Annotated in this window: 16 protein-coding genes and 1 riboswitch; of the genes, 5 read left to right on the top strand and 11 right to left on the bottom strand. The window is 70.3% G+C overall.

The window, feature by feature from the left end; all coding sequences use genetic code 11:
* Positions 1–137: 137 nt before the first annotated feature.
* Complete coding sequence (locus ABD817_RS12265; protein ID WP_344917950.1) at positions 138–992, bottom strand: SPOR domain-containing protein; 855 nt, start codon at positions 990–992, stop codon at positions 138–140.
* A gap of 296 nt (positions 993–1,288) precedes the next feature.
* Here ABD817_RS12265 and serA point away from each other — a divergent pair, with 296 nt between their 5' ends.
* Complete coding sequence (gene serA, locus ABD817_RS12260; protein ID WP_344917949.1) at positions 1,289–2,878, top strand: phosphoglycerate dehydrogenase; 1,590 nt, start codon at positions 1,289–1,291, stop codon at positions 2,876–2,878.
* A 652-nt stretch (positions 2,879–3,530) separates the two neighbouring features.
* On the opposite strand, the gene ABD817_RS12255 is transcribed toward serA, so the two are convergent.
* Positions 3,531–4,139: a C40 family peptidase gene (locus ABD817_RS12255; protein ID WP_344917948.1), complete on the bottom strand. Its 609-nt coding sequence runs from the start codon at positions 4,137–4,139 to the stop codon at positions 3,531–3,533.
* Positions 4,127–4,360, bottom strand: a riboswitch (cyclic di-AMP (ydaO/yuaA leader). It overlaps the preceding gene by 13 nt.
* A 140-nt stretch (positions 4,361–4,500) precedes the next feature.
* On the opposite strand from ABD817_RS12255, the gene ABD817_RS12250 reads away from it, so the two are divergent.
* Together ABD817_RS12250 and ABD817_RS12245 are read left to right on the top strand one after the other, a co-directional pair.
* The gene (locus ABD817_RS12250) at positions 4,501–5,547 is read left to right on the top strand and encodes a 3-isopropylmalate dehydrogenase (RefSeq protein WP_344917947.1); all 1,047 of its coding nucleotides are present in this window, start codon (positions 4,501–4,503) and stop codon (positions 5,545–5,547) included.
* Positions 5,548–5,720: 173 nt separating this feature from the next.
* Positions 5,721–6,815 (top strand): branched-chain amino acid aminotransferase, encoded by a 1,095-nt coding sequence (locus tag ABD817_RS12245; RefSeq protein ID WP_344917946.1) that lies wholly within the window; start codon positions 5,721–5,723, stop codon positions 6,813–6,815.
* Positions 6,816–6,957: 142 nt separating this feature from the next.
* Here ABD817_RS12245 and ABD817_RS12240 read toward each other — a convergent pair whose 3' ends face one another.
* Positions 6,958–7,545, bottom strand: coding sequence for a Uma2 family endonuclease (locus ABD817_RS12240; protein WP_344917945.1), 588 nt, complete (start codon positions 7,543–7,545; stop codon positions 6,958–6,960).
* Positions 7,546–7,648: 103 nt separating this feature from the next.
* Complete coding sequence (locus ABD817_RS12235) at positions 7,649–8,302, bottom strand: O-methyltransferase (RefSeq protein ID WP_344917944.1); 654 nt, start codon at positions 8,300–8,302, stop codon at positions 7,649–7,651.
* A 528-nt stretch (positions 8,303–8,830) separates the two neighbouring features.
* Between ABD817_RS12235 and cimA the strand changes: the two genes are divergently transcribed.
* The gene (gene cimA, locus ABD817_RS12230) at positions 8,831–10,405 is read left to right on the top strand and encodes a citramalate synthase (protein WP_344917943.1); all 1,575 of its coding nucleotides are present in this window, start codon (positions 8,831–8,833) and stop codon (positions 10,403–10,405) included.
* Positions 10,406–10,535: 130 nt separating this feature from the next.
* On the opposite strand, the gene ABD817_RS12225 is transcribed toward cimA, so the two are convergent.
* Positions 10,536–12,215 carry a heparinase II/III family protein gene (locus ABD817_RS12225; protein ID WP_344917941.1) on the bottom strand — a complete coding sequence of 560 codons (1,680 nt, stop codon included), beginning with the start codon at positions 12,213–12,215 and terminating at the stop codon, positions 10,536–10,538.
* Between the two features lie 318 nt (positions 12,216–12,533).
* Here ABD817_RS12225 and ABD817_RS12220 point away from each other — a divergent pair, with 318 nt between their 5' ends.
* Complete coding sequence (locus ABD817_RS12220) at positions 12,534–13,130, top strand: HD domain-containing protein (protein ID WP_344917939.1); 597 nt, start codon at positions 12,534–12,536, stop codon at positions 13,128–13,130.
* 37 nt (positions 13,131–13,167) lie between these two features.
* On the opposite strand, the gene ABD817_RS12215 is transcribed toward ABD817_RS12220, so the two are convergent.
* The 6 genes from ABD817_RS12215 to ABD817_RS12190 all read right to left on the bottom strand — a co-directional run bounded on the left by ABD817_RS12215 (position 13,168) and on the right by ABD817_RS12190 (position 16,311).
* Positions 13,168–13,587 carry an antibiotic biosynthesis monooxygenase family protein gene (locus tag ABD817_RS12215; protein ID WP_425583328.1) on the bottom strand — a complete coding sequence of 140 codons (420 nt, stop codon included), beginning with the start codon at positions 13,585–13,587 and terminating at the stop codon, positions 13,168–13,170.
* Positions 13,588–13,693: 106 nt separating this feature from the next.
* A complete protein-coding gene (locus tag ABD817_RS12210; RefSeq protein ID WP_344917936.1) occupies positions 13,694–14,275 on the bottom strand; it encodes an Asp23/Gls24 family envelope stress response protein in 582 nt (193 codons plus the stop codon).
* Positions 14,276–14,280: 5 nt separating this feature from the next.
* Positions 14,281–15,078 (bottom strand): DUF6286 domain-containing protein, encoded by a 798-nt coding sequence (locus ABD817_RS12205; protein WP_344917935.1) that lies wholly within the window; start codon positions 15,076–15,078, stop codon positions 14,281–14,283.
* Positions 15,078–15,671 carry an Asp23/Gls24 family envelope stress response protein gene (locus ABD817_RS12200; RefSeq protein ID WP_344917934.1) on the bottom strand — a complete coding sequence of 198 codons (594 nt, stop codon included), beginning with the start codon at positions 15,669–15,671 and terminating at the stop codon, positions 15,078–15,080. The genes ABD817_RS12205 and ABD817_RS12200 overlap by 1 nt, the downstream gene beginning before the upstream one ends.
* Positions 15,668–15,856: a hypothetical protein gene (locus ABD817_RS12195; RefSeq protein WP_344918111.1), complete on the bottom strand. Its 189-nt coding sequence runs from the start codon at positions 15,854–15,856 to the stop codon at positions 15,668–15,670. Before ABD817_RS12195 ends, ABD817_RS12200 begins: the two co-directional genes overlap by 4 nt.
* The gene (locus ABD817_RS12190) at positions 15,853–16,311 is read right to left on the bottom strand and encodes a hypothetical protein (protein WP_344917933.1); all 459 of its coding nucleotides are present in this window, start codon (positions 16,309–16,311) and stop codon (positions 15,853–15,855) included. Before ABD817_RS12190 ends, ABD817_RS12195 begins: the two co-directional genes overlap by 4 nt.
* Between the last annotated feature and the right edge of the window lie 67 nt (positions 16,312–16,378).

Below are 16,378 nucleotides of genomic sequence, written 5' to 3'. Positions count from 1 at the left end.
GCCCGGGAGCGGACGGCGGCCCCCGGACGGCGACGTGAGAACGCCGTCATCCGGCGGGGCCGCCTTTCCGCGTCACCCCGTACGAAAGCCGTTCTCCAGAGCCGCCCTTCCGGGGCGTCGCACCGGCGGGGCGCCGGTCAGTCGGTGACGTCGGCGCAGACCACGTGGGCGCCCAGCTCGATCATCCGCTGCTCGCTGCGCGCGTCGGCGACCCTGGCCATCAGGATCGGCGCCTCGCTCGCGGCGAGCTGCGGCAGCCGGGCCCGCACCCCGCGATGGATGTCCCTGACCACGTCCTCGGCCGCCGACATGTGCACCTTCACGTGCAACATGATCCCCGGGGCGCCGGAGGAGGTGCCGGCCTCGGAGATCCACACATGGTGGACGAGCGGGTAGTCGACGAGCAGGTGCGAGATCGCGGCGCGCAGCGCGGGCAGGATCGGGTGGTCGCACCGGCGGTATCCCGGATCCACCAGCTGCATCGGGCCCGACAGGTGCGGCCGGGGCGCCGGGATCCACGACTGGGAGGGCGCGGCGGGCACCGGCGTTCTCTGCGGGCGCGGGGGCGCGGGACGCGAGACCGTGGCCATCGCCCCGGTCGCGTACGCCGTCGGCGCCGCGCTCGACAGCGCCGGCGTGGGGCCGCCGCGTGTCGAGAGCAGATAGCGCTGGAGATCCTCGATCGGCACGGCCGCGGCCGCCGGGCCCGCCGCGTCGATCACGATCTCCCGCACACCGGTGACGCGCTGGATGTCGAGGATGGTGTCGGCGTCGCACGCCGACAACGAGTGGCTGCCACGGTGCCGCGCGTAGGTGTCCGCCGAGGTGTATCCGAGGAGGACACGATCACCGGCCTGGGTCGTGCCGAGCACGACGGAACGGTCGGGTCGCACGGCAACCAGGAGTCCCCATTCGGCCAGCGCCGCAAGCAGCCGGTGCGGATCGCCGTGCTGCGCGAGCACGTTGCCGAGAGCGGGGTTCCCGATGCTCATATGAGGAACGATAGGTAGTGGACCACGGCTTATCAGGGTAATCGCGAAGTTTTCCTGGGATCAATACCAACTTGAATTTTGGGAGCATGAGATCTGTCAAGGACGGGTAAGACCGCGTTCTGGGTCGCGAAGCGCCTCGCTGTCCTGGAGCGTTCCGGGGCCTGCCCGCGCCTTCGGGAGCCTCCCGGGGCGGCGCGGAGCGTCTCGGATCGCGGGACACTCGTGAACGCGTTCACAAGCGCCGATAGACTACGTGAGGTCCGTGCACCCCTCACCGTCTAGTAAGGATCCAGCCTGTGAACAAGCCCGTCGTACTGGTCGCTGAGGAACTCTCCGAGGCCGGTCTCGCGGTTCTGGGCGCGGACTTCGAAGTCCGCCACACCGACGGCGCCGACCGTGCCCAGTTCCTTCCCGCCCTCGCCGACGTGGACGCGCTCATCGTGCGCAGCGCCACGCAGGTCGACGCCGAGGCGATCGCCAACGCCCCCAGGCTCCGCGTCGTCGCCCGCGCGGGCGTCGGCCTGGACAACGTCGACGTGGAGGCCGCCACCAAGGCCGGTGTCATGGTCGTCAACGCGCCGACCTCCAACATCACCAGCGCCGCCGAGCACACCGTCGCCCTCATCCTCGCCTCGGCCCGCAACGTCGCCCAGGCGCACTCCGCGCTCAAGGGCGGCGAGTGGAAGCGCTCGAAGTACACCGGCGTGGAGCTCGACGAGAAGGTCGTCGCCATCCTCGGTCTCGGCAAGATCGGCCAGCTGGTCGCGCAGCGCCTCCAGCCGTTCGGTGTCGAGCTGATCGCCTACGACCCCTACCTGCAGCCGGCCCGCGCCGCCCAGATGGGCGTCCGGCTGGTCTCGCTGGAGGAGGCCCTGAGCGAGGCCGACTTCATCACCGTGCACCTGCCCAAGTCCAAGGAGACCATCGGCCTCATCGGCGACAGGGAGCTCCACGCGGTCAAGCCGAACGTGCGCCTCATCAACGTCGCCCGCGGCGGCATCATCGACGAGAACGCCCTCTACTCCGCGATCAAGGAGGGCCGCGTCGCCGGCGCCGGCATCGACGTGTTCCCGAAGGAGCCGGTCACCGACAGCCCGCTCTTCGAGCTCGACCAGGTCGTCGTCACCCCGCACCTGGGCGCCTCCACCCACGAGGCCCAGGAGAAGGCCGGCACCCAGGTCGCGCGTAGCGTGAAGCTCGCCCTCGCCGGGGAGTTCGTGCCGGACGCGGTCAACGTCCAGGGCGGCGCCGTCGCCGAGGACGTCAAGCCGGGCCTGCCGCTGGCCGAGAAGCTCGGCCGGGTGTTCACCGCCCTCGCGGGCGAGGTCGCCACCAAGCTCGACGTCGAGGTACGCGGCGAGATCGCCTCCCACGACGTCCGCGTGCTGGAGCTGGCCGCGCTCAAGGGTGTCTTCACCGACGTGGTCGAGGACTCGGTCACCTACGTCAACGCCCCGCTGCTGGCCAAGGACCGCGGTGTGTCGGTCGAGCTGATCACCAGCTCCGACAGCCCCGACTGGCGCAACGTCGTGACGGTCCGCGGCGTCCTCGCCGACGGCCGCGCGGTCTCGGTCTCCGGCACCCTGTCCGGGCCGAGGCAGATCACGAAGATCGTCGAGGTCAACGGCTACCAGATGGAGATCGAGCCGACCGACCACCTGTCGTTCTTCACCTACACCGACCGCCCCGGCATCGTCGGCGTGGTCGGCCGCATCCTCGGCGACCACTCGATCAACATCGCCTCGATGCAGGTGGCCCGGGACGCCAAGGGCGGCAAGGCGCTCATCGCGCTCACCGTCGACACCGCCATCCCGGCCGACGTGATCGACCAGATCGGCTCGGAGATCGGCGCCGACAGCGGCCGTTCCGTCGACCTGGCCGACTAGGGTCTGTTTTGTGGATCTTCGCCGTGGCGAGGATCGTCCAGGTGGATGCCCCGCAAGGCGGAGGAGGAGTCCATAACGGAGTTATGGGCGACGACGACAACGCCGCGGGGCGCCGCCTGGGCGACCGCAGTAGGCGGAAAGATCCACAAAACAGACCCTAACCGTCCCGCCCCTGTGGCCGCCGCCCCGGAGACCGGGGCGGCGGCCACAGCTCGTCTCAGCATGTGAGAAGTGTGTACGCCGGGCGAGACGGCGTTCCCGTGGCCAGGTAGCCTGGAGTGAAATGCGCCAGGTTCCTGTCATTCCTACCTGCCGCGGCGGGGCCTGACAGGGGCGGACCGGCGACTCGCCACGGTGTCGTGGCGCCTGCCGGCTCCAAGCCCCTCGTCGGCGGTCCGTGATCCGGACCCGTGACATCAGGCCTGGTCGGAGTCCCGACCGGAGTCTCGACCACCTTCCTTGCTCGCATGCGACCGAGACGAGATTCGCCATGTACGACATGTATCCCTGGAACCGTCCCGACGAGACCGAGGACGAGGCCATCGACGCGCTGCAGACCGCTCTGGACCGCAGGGACAACGGCGGCGCTCCCAGCCGCTGAACCGGTCTCCCTCGCCGCCGGGGTCTCCCGGCGACGGTTCGCCGGCGTGTCTCATCCGCCGGCGACGATCTGGGTCGCGCGCTCGACCCGCTCGCTCAGCTCGACGCCCTGCGGGTCGGGGCGCACCGCGCCGGCGAAGGAGTCGCGGCGCCAGGAGTCGAGTTTCTCTTCCTTGACCACGTCTCCGGTCTGCGGGGCGTGGACCATGTAGCCGGGCTTGGTGATCATGCCGACGTGGCCGAGGCCGCTGAAGAAGACCAGGTCGCCGGCTCTGAGGTCCTTCCAGGCGATCTTCTTGGAGAACGCGTCGTACTGGTCGTAGGTGACGCGGGGGAGTTTGATCCCGGCGGCGCGGTAGGCGCGGAGCATCAGGCCGGAGCAGTCGAAGCCGCCGTGGCCGGTGCCGCCCCAGACGTAGGGCGTTCCGCGCTTGGACATGGCCCAGTCGACGGCCTTCTTCCAGGCGGGCTTGACGGCCGTGGCCTTCAGTGCCTGCTTCAGCGCGGGCGCGTTGAGCGCGGCGGGGCCGGGGGCCGGGGGAGGGGAGGCGGCCAGGGCGGCGGTGGAGGTCGCGAGCACCGCGGCGCCGGCGACGATCATGGAGGCGGAGATGGACAGGACGCGGGGGAGAACTGTGCCGGACAGGATGATTCCTTCCATAAGGCCGGCCGGGTGAGCTGTCGGGCTCGGGCGTGGAGGCCGCCCTACGGCGCGAGAACGCGCTGATTCGCCCCAAGGAATCCGTGTGATGGCGAGCGGGAACGCGCTCCGGGGGAGGAGCGGGGTTCCCGGGGGCCCGGCGGATTCCGGAAAGAGTGGTTCCCCGGCTCCGTGCGGGCCCGATAAGGGGATGGCCCGTACGGATTAGGCAGTGATGTGAATGGGAGGACCATAACGAAACCTCCCGAAACGGTCAATACCGAGCAAAAAAGGACAAAACGATCAGGGGTGCCGCCACGCGGTCACGTCCGAGGAATGAGACCGGTGTTCGATCACCGAGACGGACCGGTAGGGTGCCTGCATGGATTCGCGTAACATTCGCCTGGCGGTCATCCCCGGGGACGGAATCGGCGTCGAGGTCGTCACCGAGGGGCTGAAGGTCCTCGAAGCGGTCGGCACGAAGGTGGAGACCACCGGCTACGACCTCGGTGCCAAGCGCTACCACGAGACCGGCGAGACCCTGCCGGACCAGGTCCTCGACGAGCTGCGCGGATACGACGCGATCCTGCTCGGCGCGGTCGGCGACCCCAGCGTGCCCCCGGGCATCCTGGAGCGCGACCTGCTGCTCAAGCTCCGCTTCCAGCTCGACCACTACGTGAACCTGCGCCCGGTCAAGCTCTTCCCCGGCGTCGAGACACCGCTGGGCAAGGCCCGCCCCGAGGACATCGACATGATCGTCGTCCGCGAGGGCACCGAGGGCCCGTACGCCGGAGCGGGTGGCGTCATGCGCCGGGGCACGCCGCAGGAGATCGCCACCCAGGAGTCGCTGAACACCGCCTACGGTGTCGAGCGCGTCGTGCGCTACGCCTTCGACAAGGCGCTCGGCCGCCCCCGCAGGAAGCTGACGCTGGTCCACAAGACCAACGTGCTCACCTACGCCGGTGATCTCTGGGCCCGCACCTTCGACCGTGTCGGCCTGGAGTATCCCGACGTCCAGACCGACTACTGCCACGTCGACGCGGCCTCGATGTTCTTCGTCAACCAGCCGGAGCGCTTCGACGTGATCGTCACCGACAACCTCTTCGGCGACATCCTCACCGACATCGGCGCGGCGATCGCCGGTGGCATCGGCCTCGCGGCCAGCGGTAACGTCAACCCCGACCGCACCGCGCCGAGCATGTTCGAGCCGGTCCACGGCAGCGCCCCCGACATCGCGGGCCAGGGCAAGGCCGACCCGACCGCCACGATCCTGTCGGTCGCCATGCTCCTCGACCACCTCGGCATGGCCGCCGAGGCCGCCAGGGTCGAGCAGGCCGTCGCCGACGACCTGGCCGAGCGGCCGGCCGGCCGGACCGGCCGGACCACCCGCGAGATCGGCGACGACATCACCGCCCGAGTAGCCGGCTGAGGAAGCCGCCTCCCTCGACCCCGACGCGCCTGGCGGCTCACCCGAGCCGCCAGGCGCGTTTTTGTTTCTCCAGCACTGCCGGTTTTCGGCATGGATGGAGTAGTTTCCCGTTACCCGGTCCGACGCAGAATGGACCAGAGGGTAAGCCAGACACCAAGAGAAGGATCCGTGCGATGACCACCGCTCAGAAGCTCAGCTTCGACGTGCAGCTCTCCGACCACGCTCGCACCGCGGCAGAGCGCGAGCAGGTACTGGCGAGCCCGGGGTTCGGTCAGGTCTTCACCGACCACATGATCTCGATCGACTACACCGAGGGGGAGGGCTGGCACGACGCCGCGCTCGTGCCGTACGGCCCGCTCAGCCTCGACCCCGCGACGTCGGTCTTCCACTACGCGCAGGAGCTTTTCGAGGGACTCAAGGCTTACCGCCAGGAGAACGGCACGATCGTGACCTTCCGGCCGGAGGCCAACGCCGCCCGCTTCAACACCTCCGCGCGGCGGATGGCGATGCCCGAGCTGCCCGAGGGGACGTTCGTCGAGTCGCTGGAGCTGCTCGTCCAGACCGACCGCGAGTGGGTCCCGACCACGCCGGGACACAGCCTCTACCTGCGCCCCTTCATGATCGCCACACAGCCGGCGCTCGGTGTCAACTACCCGTCCAGGACCTACCGGTACATGGTCATCGCCTCTCCGGCCGCGGCCTACTTCGGGGGCGGGAAGGCCGTGACCGTCTGGCTCTCCACCGAGTACACCCGCGCGGCCCCCGGCGGCACCGGTTTCGCCAAGTGCGGCGGCAACTACGCGGCGGCCTTCGTGGCCCAGCGCCAGGCCGTCGAGCAGGGCTGCGACCAGGTGGTCTGGCTCGACGCGGGCGAGCACCGCTACGTCGAGGAGATGGGCGGGATGAACCTCTTCTTCGTCTACGGCGACCGCCTGCTCACCCCGGCGCTCACCGGCACGCTCCTGCCCGGCATCACCCGCGACTCGATCCTCTCCTTCGCCGCCGACCTCGGCCTGCACGCCGAGGAGGGGCGCCTGTCGGTCGAGGAGTGGCAGCGGGGCTGCGAGACGGGCGAGCTCACCGAGGTCTTCGCCTGCGGAACCGCCGCGGTCGTCACCCCGGTCGGCTCGGTCAAGGGCGCCGACCGTGCCTGGACGATCGGCGACGGCACCCAGGGCCCCGTCACCTCGAAGATCCGCGAGGAGCTCGTGGGCATCCAGTACGGGACCCGCCCCGACCCGCACAGCTGGGTCCACAAGATCTGCTAGCCCCGTACGGAGCCTCGTGGAGGCGACCGGGCCTCCCACTGCGCGCAGGCGGCGTCCAAGCGGCGCTGGGCGCGCGGGCGGGGATCCCTCGTGGAGGAGGCGACCCGGCCTCCCACCCGGCCGGGCCTCCTCCCGAACAGACCTACCCCTCGACCAGCTTGCCGGTGTCGATCGTGAGGTTCCAGGGCGCGGGGAGCTCAAGGGGCTTGCCCAGTGACTCGGTGATCTCGTCGGCGTAACCCTCCGGGCCCGGTCGGCTGAGCAGCCTGAACCGGTTCGCGAAGGTGTCGATGACCAGGTAGAGCGGAACTCCCGCGAGCGCGCAGGCCCGAGGCTTGACCACGTGGTCATCGTGGCCGCTGCTCGGGGAGACGACCTCGGCGACCAACAGCGTGGCGTTGGCGTACACGTGGCTGGGATCCCAGAGGGGAGGATTCGGGGGAACGACGATGAGGTCGGGTTCGAAGCGATCCGCCTGCACCTGCAGGAGGAGCCTGGCCTCCGGATAGACGCGCCATCCTTTCTCCATCGCGAACGGTATGAGCTGCGCCATCAGGTGGTACACAACATCGGCGTGGGCGATCGTGGGCATCTCCCTCACCACGATCCGGCCGCTGACGATCTCGATTCGATGCTTCTCGAACCGGTCGACGAGCTCCAGGTAGAGCCGTTCGAGGTCTTCCTGATCGGTGATCTGGTAGGCGGTCGATCTCTCCATGAGCAGTCCCATGAGGTCATCCTTTCCCCCCGAGCGGGTGGGCGCAACGTGTTTGGCATGTCGCTTAAAGTAATCGGAAAGGTTTCCGCTCGCCCGGGATTCGGGAAAGTTCTCGTCAGTGCTTTCGAATCATGGTGAGGCCGTCGGCGATGGGGAGCATGATCGAGGTGACCCGCTCGTCGGCGCTGACCATGTCGTTGAACTCGCGGATGTGCCTGACGGTCTCGTCGTCCCAGGTGGGATCGGCGACGTGGCCCTTCCACAGGGTGTTGTCGACGAGGATCACCCCGCCGGGAGCCAGGCGCGGCATGAGGATCTCGTAGTAGACGAGATAGTTGATCTTGTCGGCGTCGATGAACGCGAGGTCGATGGCCGGGTGCTCGGGAAGCTCGCGCAGACGCTCGGCCGCCGGGCCGATCCTCAGCTCGACGCGGTCGGCGACCCGTGCCCTGTCCCAGTAACTCCGGGCGACCGCCGTCCACTCCTCGCTCACGTCGAAACAGGTGAGCCCGCCGCCGGGAGCGAGCCCGCGGGCGAGGCAGATGGAGGAGTAACCGGTGAAGGTGCCCACCTCCACCGCGTTCCTGACGCCGCCGACCTGGGTGATCATGGTAAGGAAGCGCCCCTGGTCGGGGGTGATCTGCATCGACGCGTTGTCGCCGGTCAGCTCGCGGGTCTCGAGGGCGAGCGCGTCGAGGACGTCGTCGGGCTGGGTGGTGTGCGCGAGCAGATACTGCCCCACGGTGGGGTCGAGATAGGTCGCCTTCATGGAGCCCATTCTCGCCCGTGCCGGCCGGTGGAGGAGGGTGATCCCGGGGCGTGTCCCGATCCCGCCCGGCCCGTGTCCAGGGTCCTGCCCCGGGCCGCGTGTGAGGCTGCTCCGGCCCGTGTCCGGGATCTCGGCGGGCCGTACGCGGGGATCCTGTCCGACCTCGCCCGCGAGGCCCTGCCCCGCCCGTGTCCGGAGTCCCGCCCGGCCTGGACACGGCTCGGACACGGCTCGGATCCGGCCTGGATCCGGCTCGAACTCGGCCCGGATCCAGGCTGGATTCGGCCTGGATCCGGGCCGTTCCGGCATGCCGCGGGTCTCGGATCCTGAGATCGATGTGTCAGATGGTGTCCGCGTGTGGCAGACTCCGAAGCATCATGTTCTACGGTCTGCTCATTATCGGCAGGCGCGCTGGCTGAAAAGGGACACCGCCGGCGCGCAGACCTCTCACGTCCGTGAGGGGTCATTTTTGTTTCCAGAAGCCGAATGAGCGCGCGGCGAATCATCGAACCCGCGAAGGAGAACACCATGGCCGACGATCGCTTCCACGTGTACGACACGACGCTCCGTGACGGCGCCCAGCAGGAGGGGCTCAACCTCACGGTGGTCGACAAGCTGGCCGTCGCGCGTCACCTGGACGCTCTGGGCGTCGGCTTCATCGAGGGCGGCTGGCCCGGTGCCAACCCCAAGGACACGGAGTTCTTCAGGCGCGCTCAAACAGAGCTCGACCTGAAGCACGCGCAGCTCGCCGCGTTCGGCGCGACCCGCCGGGCAGGTATGAAGGCAGCCGACGACCCGTTGGTGGCCGCGCTGCGCGAATCCGGCGCGCCGGTGGTGACCCTCGTGGCGAAGAGTCACGACCGGCACGTGGAACTGGCCCTCCGCACGACCCTCCAGGAGAACCTCGCGATGATCCGCGACACGGTCTCCCACCTTCGTGCGGAGGGCCAGAGGGTCTTCCTCGACGCCGAACACTTCTTCGACGGCTACAAGTCCAACCCGGACTACGCGCTGGAGGTCCTGCGCACCGCCGCCGAGGCGGGGGCCTCGGTGATCGCGCTGTGCGACACCAACGGGGGCATGCTCCCCGACGAGCTGGCCGAGGTCGTGCACGCGGCCGTCGGAACGTCGGCCAGGATCGGCATCCACTGCCACGACGACACCGGCTGCGCGGTCGCCAACTCCCTGGCCGCGGTCAAGGCCGGCGCCACCCACGTGCAGGGCTGCGCCAACGGCTACGGTGAGCGCTCGGGCAACGCCAACCTGTTCACCGTGGTGGCCAACCTGCAGCTCAAGCGGGGATTCGACCTCGTGCCCAAGGAGGCCCTGGCCGACATGACCAGGATCGCCCACGCGATCACCGAGGTCACCAACGTCACCCCCAACTCCCACGCCCCCTACGTGGGCGTCTCCGCCTTCGCGCACAAGGCCGGGCTGCACGCCAGCGCGATCAAGGTCGATCCCAACCTCTACCAGCACATCGACCCCGCCGAGGTCGGCAACGACATGCGCATGCTCGTCTCCGACATGGCCGGACGCGCCTCGGTCGAGCTCAAGGGCCGCGAGCTGGGCTACGAGCTGGCCCCCGACACCTCGCGGGAGCTGGTGAACCGGGTCAAGGAGATGGAGGCGAAGGGCTACACCTTCGAGGCCGCCGACGCCTCCTTCGAGCTCCTGCTGCGCGACACCGTCGCGGGCGAGAGCAGGCGCCACTTCCAGGTCGAGTCCTGGCGGGTGATCGTCGAGCGGGCACGAGGCGGCGAGGTCGTCAGCGAGGCCACCGTGAAGCTGCACGCCAAGGGGGAGCGGATCGTCGCCACCGGCGAGGGCAACGGCCCGGTCAACGCCCTCGACCGGGCCGTACGGCTGGGGCTGGAGCGGCTCTACCCCGAGCTGGCGGGGGTCGAGCTGATCGACTTCAAGGTGCGGATCCTGGAGGGGGCGCACGGCACCGACGCCGTCACGCGCGTGCTGATCACCTCCAGCGACGCGGCCGGGGAGTGGTCCACGGTCGGTGTCGACGAGAACATCATCGAGGCATCCTGGCAGGCGCTGGAGCAGGCCGTGACCTACGGGCTCCTGCGCGCGGGCCACACCGCCTGACCCACACCGCCCGACCCGTGCCCCGGGCCACCCCGGGGCACCCGGATCACCTAGGGGGCGGCCTCCGGAAGCCGTGCGCGGCGGGTGCCGGGGGGCACCCGCCCGCGTCGCCGCCGACGGGAAGATCCCGTCAGGAGAGGGTGGCGCCGCTGACGCGGAAGCTCACCTGGCCCTCGGAGGTCTCCAGGCTGACCTTGCCGCCGGAGCAGGAGAGCGACGGCTTGCCGGTGCCGGGCACCACCACGGTCAGCACGGCGTCGCCCGAGGCGGGCGAGACGACCGCGGGGGCGGGGTGTCTCTGCAGGTAGGCGGAGGAGACCCAGCCCTGGTACGGGTTCTTCTGGCCGCGGACCACCTTCAGCCCGGCGACCGGCCGGCAGGACGGCATCGAGACCTGGACGAGCGTCGCCCTCCAGTCCGCCTTGTCCTTCACCACGACCTGGCCGCCACCGCTGGAGACAGTGGACAGGTCGCGGGAGAAGTGCCAGACGTTGCGGACCTTCGAGCCCTTGGGAACCGTGTCCAGCACGGCCATCACGTCCTGGCGATGGTTGACGAGCACCGAGCGGGTCCTGGGCACGCCGTAGGCCTTGTCGGTCAGCCGGTAACTCTGCCGGTCCGACCCGATCGAGGACCTGCTCAGCGCGCTGGCGGACTTGCCGCGGAACCTCGCCCCGGCCACCATCGACGTGTTGTGCGCCTCCGGGGACATCGTCCAGTCGCGGTAGCCGCTGTTCTCGTACGAGTCGAAGCCGGCGTCGACCAGGACGTCACGGCCCTGGGCGTAGTAGGTCACGCCCAGGTGGTCCTCGTGGCCGTGATACTTCATGCCGGGCCCGAAGCGGATGGAGTAGAACGCCGACTCCGGCTTGTCCCAGGCGGTGCGCCCGTAGACGTAGCCGCCGCCGAACACCCGTACGGTCTGCTTCGGGTGGCTGTAGCCGACCGGCCGCACGTCCGCGCCGCCGTCGCCGATCGGGACCATGAACCCGTCGGGCTGGGTGGAGTGGGAGATGAAGTCCTCCAGCGACTCCCAGCGCCGGAAGATGTCGTCGGGCACCTTCCGCTTGCACGCCTTGATGTTGTCCATCGCGACCTTCAGGCGGTCGTAGACGTAGAGCGCGTAGCGCGGGGCCTGCTCGCGCAGCGCGCCCTGGGAGTCGACGTCGAGCTTCACGGTCTCGGTGAGGCGCCTGATCGCGAGGCTGGACCACTGGTCGCGGCCGTAGCGGCAGCCGATGCCGAGCAGCGCGATGTCCTGGTCGATGCCGTGGTTGTGGCCCTTCTCGTACAGCCTGGGGTCGGAGAGCATCTTCGCGTGCTCGGCCAGGCTGCCGGAGAGCCACGACTCGCTGACGTGCTTGCTGAGGCAGACCAGCGCGGGGGCGCGCAGCGCGATCGGGTGCTCCTGCCAGGCGTACGGACTGGTCTTCGCGCCGCCACGGGGGTTGTCGGCCACCCAGTCCTTGGCGATCTCGACGGCCCGCGTGAGGTACGCCTCGTTGCCGTTCGTCTCGTAGTCGGCGACGAGACGGCCCATCCAGCGCAGCGAGTGGAAGACCATGCTCCACGACCGGTTCCGGTAGGGGTCGGTACGCCAGTCGACGTCCTTGCCGACCTTCACCGGGGCCAGGTCGAGGAAGTCGACCTCGCCGCCCATGATGTCCGACGCCGTCGGTGTGGCGGGCAGCCAGTCGCCCTGGCACTCGGCGGTGCGTTTCGCCTCCCTCGCCTGCGCGGTACCGGCCGTGACGCCGCAGGTCATCAGGAGGACGATGCAGAGAACGAGTGCTTGTGTGCGGCGGCGCACGCCAGTTCCTTCCGGGCCGAACGAGGGGGGCGGATCATGCTGTCCGAATCCCAACAAACCGGTCAAGCTGGGGTGGTCCCTTCCGGAACATCGTTAGCAACTAGATGCGGGTCTCCCAGTTTCCTCACAGCGTTCACAGCGGTCACCGAAACCACAGGGGACACAGCGTCCGCGCCGTCCACGCCGTCCACGCTGTCCACGCCGTCCGACCGTCCGCTGAGTCCCGATGAGCCTCGGCCACTCCCGTGGCGCGATTCCATCGATCGATGTCCCTCCGGTCACTCGCGGGCGCCGCAGCGTTTCGGCAGGCTGAGGGGCATGAGACTCGCCGACATCGTCATCCCCCGTACACCGGCCGCCCGTGGCGCGCTGGAGGTGGCCACCGCCTACTGCTCGCCCGCCCTGCTCAACCACTCCGTCCGCGCCTACCTGTGGGCGGCGGCCCACGGTGCGATGAACGGCGTCGCCTTCGACGACGAGCTGCTGTACGTCGCGTCGATGATGCACGACATCGGCCTGGTCAAGGAGTTCGACAGCCACACCGTGCCGTTCGAGGAGGCGGGCGGCCACGTCGCGTGGGTCTTCGCCGCCGGGGCGGGGTGGCCCGTGGAGCGCCGCGTCCGCGCGTCGGAGATCGTCGTACGCCACATGTGGGACGACGTGCACCCCGAGCAGGATCCCGAGGGCTACCTGCTCGAACTGTCCACCGGGCTCGACATCTCCGGGCGGCGGCCGGAGGACTTCCCGGCGGAGCTCCGCGCCGAGGTGCTGGAGCGCTACCCCCGGCTGGGGATCGGCCCGGAGTTCACCGCCTGCTTCGTCGATCAGGCCGCGCGCAAGCCGGACAGCCTGGCCGGGCGGTTCGTCCGTTCGGGGGTCGCCGGGCGCATCGCCGCCAACCCCCTGGACCGCTGAGGGCTCCTCGCGGGAGCCCTCGTCCTCTCGTCGGCGGTCAGGCTCCCGACGCGGGACCGGTGCTCTGGACGACCTCGAAGGACCACAGCTCGGCCCCGGTGGCGGCGGGCCCCTGCCCGTGACCGTGGCCGTGGCTCTGGCCCTGGGCTCCATGGCCGTGACCCTGGGGCGGGCCCTGGTCTCCCGGATCCTGCCCGTGCCCGTGCCCCTGGGCCGCGCTGTGGGCGTTGCCGTGCCCGTGGCCCTGGGCCGCCTCGGCGGCGGCCTGGGCGTGCCCCCGCTGGAAGGCCTGGCTCTCGGTCCAGCGCCTGAAGTCCTCCTCGGAGCGCCAGCGGGTGTAGACCAGGTACCGGTCGCCGCCGTCCACGGGGCGGAGCAGCTCGAACCACTCGAACCCGTCCGCGGACTCGACGATCCCCGCACGCCCGGAGAAGCGGCGTTCCAGCTCCTCGCGCATCTCCTCGGACACCGTCAGCACGTTTATCTTCACGACCGAAGGCACATCGTCTCCTCGAAGCGTTGGTTTCCCTGATCACTCTATGATCGGCGCTCCGTCACGCGGGTCAGGCGACGGTCCTCGGGCGACGCGGCGCGTCCGCCAGGTTCACCCGGGCGACCGCGGGCATGTGCCCGGTCTCCAGGGCCTGGCGCATGTGCGGGATGACCACCCCGCCCAGCTGCTCGCGGATCGCGCTCATCGGCGCGTCCTCGGCGACCACCATCCGCATCCGTACGGCCGGGTGCTCGCTCGTGCCGACGACGTCGGCGGTGGCGTTGATGATCGCGGGGTGCGTGCCCGCCTCGGCCGCCGCCGCGTTGGTGACGCTTCCCGTGTCGACCTCGGTGACCCCGGTGGGGCCGCCCTCCAGGCGCATGCCGCCCAGCTTCCCGCGACGTGCCTGGGCCAGCAGCCAGCGCAGGCCGAACAGCGCGAGCACGATGCCCGCCGCGGCGATCACCCACCACAGCCACGGGTTGTAGGTGGCGAACGGCTGGCGTACCGAGCCGTCCACGAGCGGGCCGCGCGCGGGCACCCGGGGGAACGCCCCCGCGCCGCGTGCGATCGTCAGGGCGCTGAGGACCATCAGCGCCAGTCCCACGATCAGCAACCCCAGCCGGTTGCCCCGGGCGGTCTTGTCGTCCATGGCGCTCACTTCTCTCGCAGATACACGCGGACGGGATACTTCCAGACGGGGGAGAGCGCGGTGATCCGCATGGTCACGGCCTCCCGTACGGCGTCGGCCAGCCCGCGGGTGTCCCGCATGCCGCTGTCGGCCGCGACGTGCACGGCCTTGCCCCGCAGCCGTACCCGGGCGTGCTCGATCCCCTGCACCTGCTCGGCGGCGTGGGCCAGCGACCGGGTGAAGCCCCGGCGCTGCATGCCGATGGCCAGGTCCTTGTCCCCGGTCCTCACCGGGATCAGGGTGGGCCGCCCCGGGATGATCGCGAGCAGTACCAGCAGCAGGCCGAGCAGCCCGACCAGGCCCGCGCCCGCCATCACCCGAGGGTCGTTCCACGGTGTCGACGTCGCCCAGGACAGGAGCCGGTCGTACGGCACCAGGCGGAGCGGGCGGCCCAGCAGCGCGGAGATGACCTCCAGCGCGAGGAGGAGGCCGACCAGGGTCATCAGGACGGCCGTGATGACCGAGGGGGTCACCCGGCGCGGGCGGAACGCCCTGATCGCCGCACGGTCCGCGGAGGCGTCCTTGGCCACCGTGCCGTATATCGGCGGCGCCGGTTCCGTCGCGCCGTACATCGGCGCGGTCTGCTCCACGTCGCCGTACGCCGGTGGTCCGGCGGGTTCCGTGGTGCCGTACGCCGGTGGTCCGGCCCCGTACGCCGGTGGTCCGGCCGGTTCCGGCGTCTCCGCACGGGGTGTGGTCGGCGTCTCACCGGTCGGTTCCGCTCCGGGAACCGGTTCCGCCGGGTCGGGTACCTTCCTGGCCATCATCGCTCCTCACGTAGCGGGACGATGTCCTCGGTGGGGTTGTCGGCGGGCTCGGCGGCCCGTTCCGGGTCCCCGGTGTCGCGCGCCGGGTCCTCCCCGGCCGGTACGGCGTCCCGGGTCCGCGAGGTGTCGCGGGCGGGGGTCACACCGGTGACCATGATGTCGATGTAGCCGACGTCCTTGCCGGTCAGGGCCATGACCCGCTCGGCGACGTGACGCCTGACCTCCTCGGCCACCTCGCGGATCGGGGCCGGGTACTCCACGGCCACGTCCAGCCGGAGCGTCGCGAGCTCACCGTCGAGGGTGGCGCGGGTACCGCCGCGAAAGGACAACGGCCCCCGCTCGCCGACCTCCCCCACCCGTGCCACCTCTCCGGCCGCGTGAGCCGCGATGCGCGACACCACCCGGTCGGATATCTCGGTCCTGCCGCGTCGCTCGGCCGGTACGCCCCGAGATGACGGCTGGGCGGGTACGGCGGGCAGTCCGGACCGCTCGCCTTCCGCGAGGCCGGAGTTCTCTCGCCGCGTGGAAGAGGGGTCCGGATCCGCGACCGTCCCCGAGGACGGGGAACGGTGCTCGACGGGGGTGTTCATCGCCGTCTCGCCGCCATCCGGGACAGGTCGATCTCTCCGGTCTCCGCGAAGCGGCCGATGAGGAATCCCACGGCGCCCAGTACGAGCACCAGCAGGAACGCGCCGAGGCCGCCGAAGGCCGCGGCGAAGCCCAGAAGGACACCGACGATCGTGCCGACTACGGACCACACTGGGAAATTGTTCATCTCAAACCTCCGATATGGACGTTTACCGGCCGGTCGCCCACCATCGGGGCGATCGCCGTTCGCACTTCGTCGGCGATCTCCGGTAGCGGGCGTCCCAGCCTGGCGACGACCGAGACCTCGACCTCGTTCTCGCGCAGCGCGATACCCGGCAGCCGCTCGCCGGGCAGGTAGGTCGCCACGGTCCCGAACGGCCCGCCCGACAGGTCCACGACGTCGGGACAGCGCAGCACGACATCGGCGATCCTGTGCGCGAGGCCGGCCGCCTCGCGGGTGGGGTCCTCCGGTTCGCGGGCGGCGACCGTCTCCCGGGGACCTCGGGGAGTCTCCGTCGTGCCCCCTGTCCCTCCTGTCCCCTCTGTCGCGCCTGTCCCGCGTGCGGGACCCGGCGCCGGGGTCGCGGCCGTCGCGGTCGTCGCCCCGCGGGCCGGGTCCTCCGGCTTGCGCGGGGTCCTCACCGTTTCCCGGGTCTCCCGGCTCGGACCCGCCTCCCGGCTCTGACCGGCCGGTTTGCGGGCGGGATCC

It is taken from the genome of Streptosporangium oxazolinicum (assembly GCF_039537505.1).
GTDB classification, from domain to species: Bacteria; Actinomycetota; Actinomycetes; order Streptosporangiales; family Streptosporangiaceae; genus Streptosporangium; species Streptosporangium oxazolinicum.
The sequence above is the reverse complement of the archived record's forward strand: the minus strand, read 5'-3'. Positions and strand labels throughout refer to the sequence as shown.

Excerpts from the sequence above, each read along its gene's own strand:
- ABD817_RS12205 (WP_344917935.1), bottom strand. The coding sequence starts at position 15,078 with ATGGCCAGGAAGGTACCCGACCCGGCGGAACCGGTTCCCGGAGCGGAA.
- ABD817_RS12210 (WP_344917936.1), bottom strand. The coding sequence starts at position 14,275 with ATGGACGACAAGACCGCCCGGGGCAACCGGCTGGGGTTGCTGATCGTG.
- ABD817_RS12240 (WP_344917945.1), bottom strand. The coding sequence starts at position 7,545 with ATGGGACTGCTCATGGAGAGATCGACCGCCTACCAGATCACCGATCAG.
- ABD817_RS12215 (WP_425583328.1), bottom strand. The coding sequence starts at position 13,587 with ATGCGCGAGGAGCTGGAACGCCGCTTCTCCGGGCGTGCGGGGATCGTC.
- ABD817_RS12255 (WP_344917948.1), bottom strand. The coding sequence starts at position 4,139 with ATGGAAGGAATCATCCTGTCCGGCACAGTTCTCCCCCGCGTCCTGTCC.
- ABD817_RS12195 (WP_344918111.1), bottom strand. The coding sequence starts at position 15,856 with ATGAACAATTTCCCAGTGTGGTCCGTAGTCGGCACGATCGTCGGTGTC.
- ABD817_RS12220 (WP_344917939.1), top strand. The coding sequence starts at position 12,534 with ATGAGACTCGCCGACATCGTCATCCCCCGTACACCGGCCGCCCGTGGC.
- ABD817_RS12265 (WP_344917950.1), bottom strand. The coding sequence starts at position 992 with ATGAGCATCGGGAACCCCGCTCTCGGCAACGTGCTCGCGCAGCACGGC.
- ABD817_RS12200 (WP_344917934.1), bottom strand. The coding sequence starts at position 15,671 with ATGAACACCCCCGTCGAGCACCGTTCCCCGTCCTCGGGGACGGTCGCG.
- cimA (WP_344917943.1), top strand. The coding sequence starts at position 8,831 with ATGGCCGACGATCGCTTCCACGTGTACGACACGACGCTCCGTGACGGC.
- ABD817_RS12245 (WP_344917946.1), top strand. The coding sequence starts at position 5,721 with ATGACCACCGCTCAGAAGCTCAGCTTCGACGTGCAGCTCTCCGACCAC.
- ABD817_RS12235 (WP_344917944.1), bottom strand. The coding sequence starts at position 8,302 with ATGAAGGCGACCTATCTCGACCCCACCGTGGGGCAGTATCTGCTCGCG.
- ABD817_RS12250 (WP_344917947.1), top strand. The coding sequence starts at position 4,501 with ATGGATTCGCGTAACATTCGCCTGGCGGTCATCCCCGGGGACGGAATC.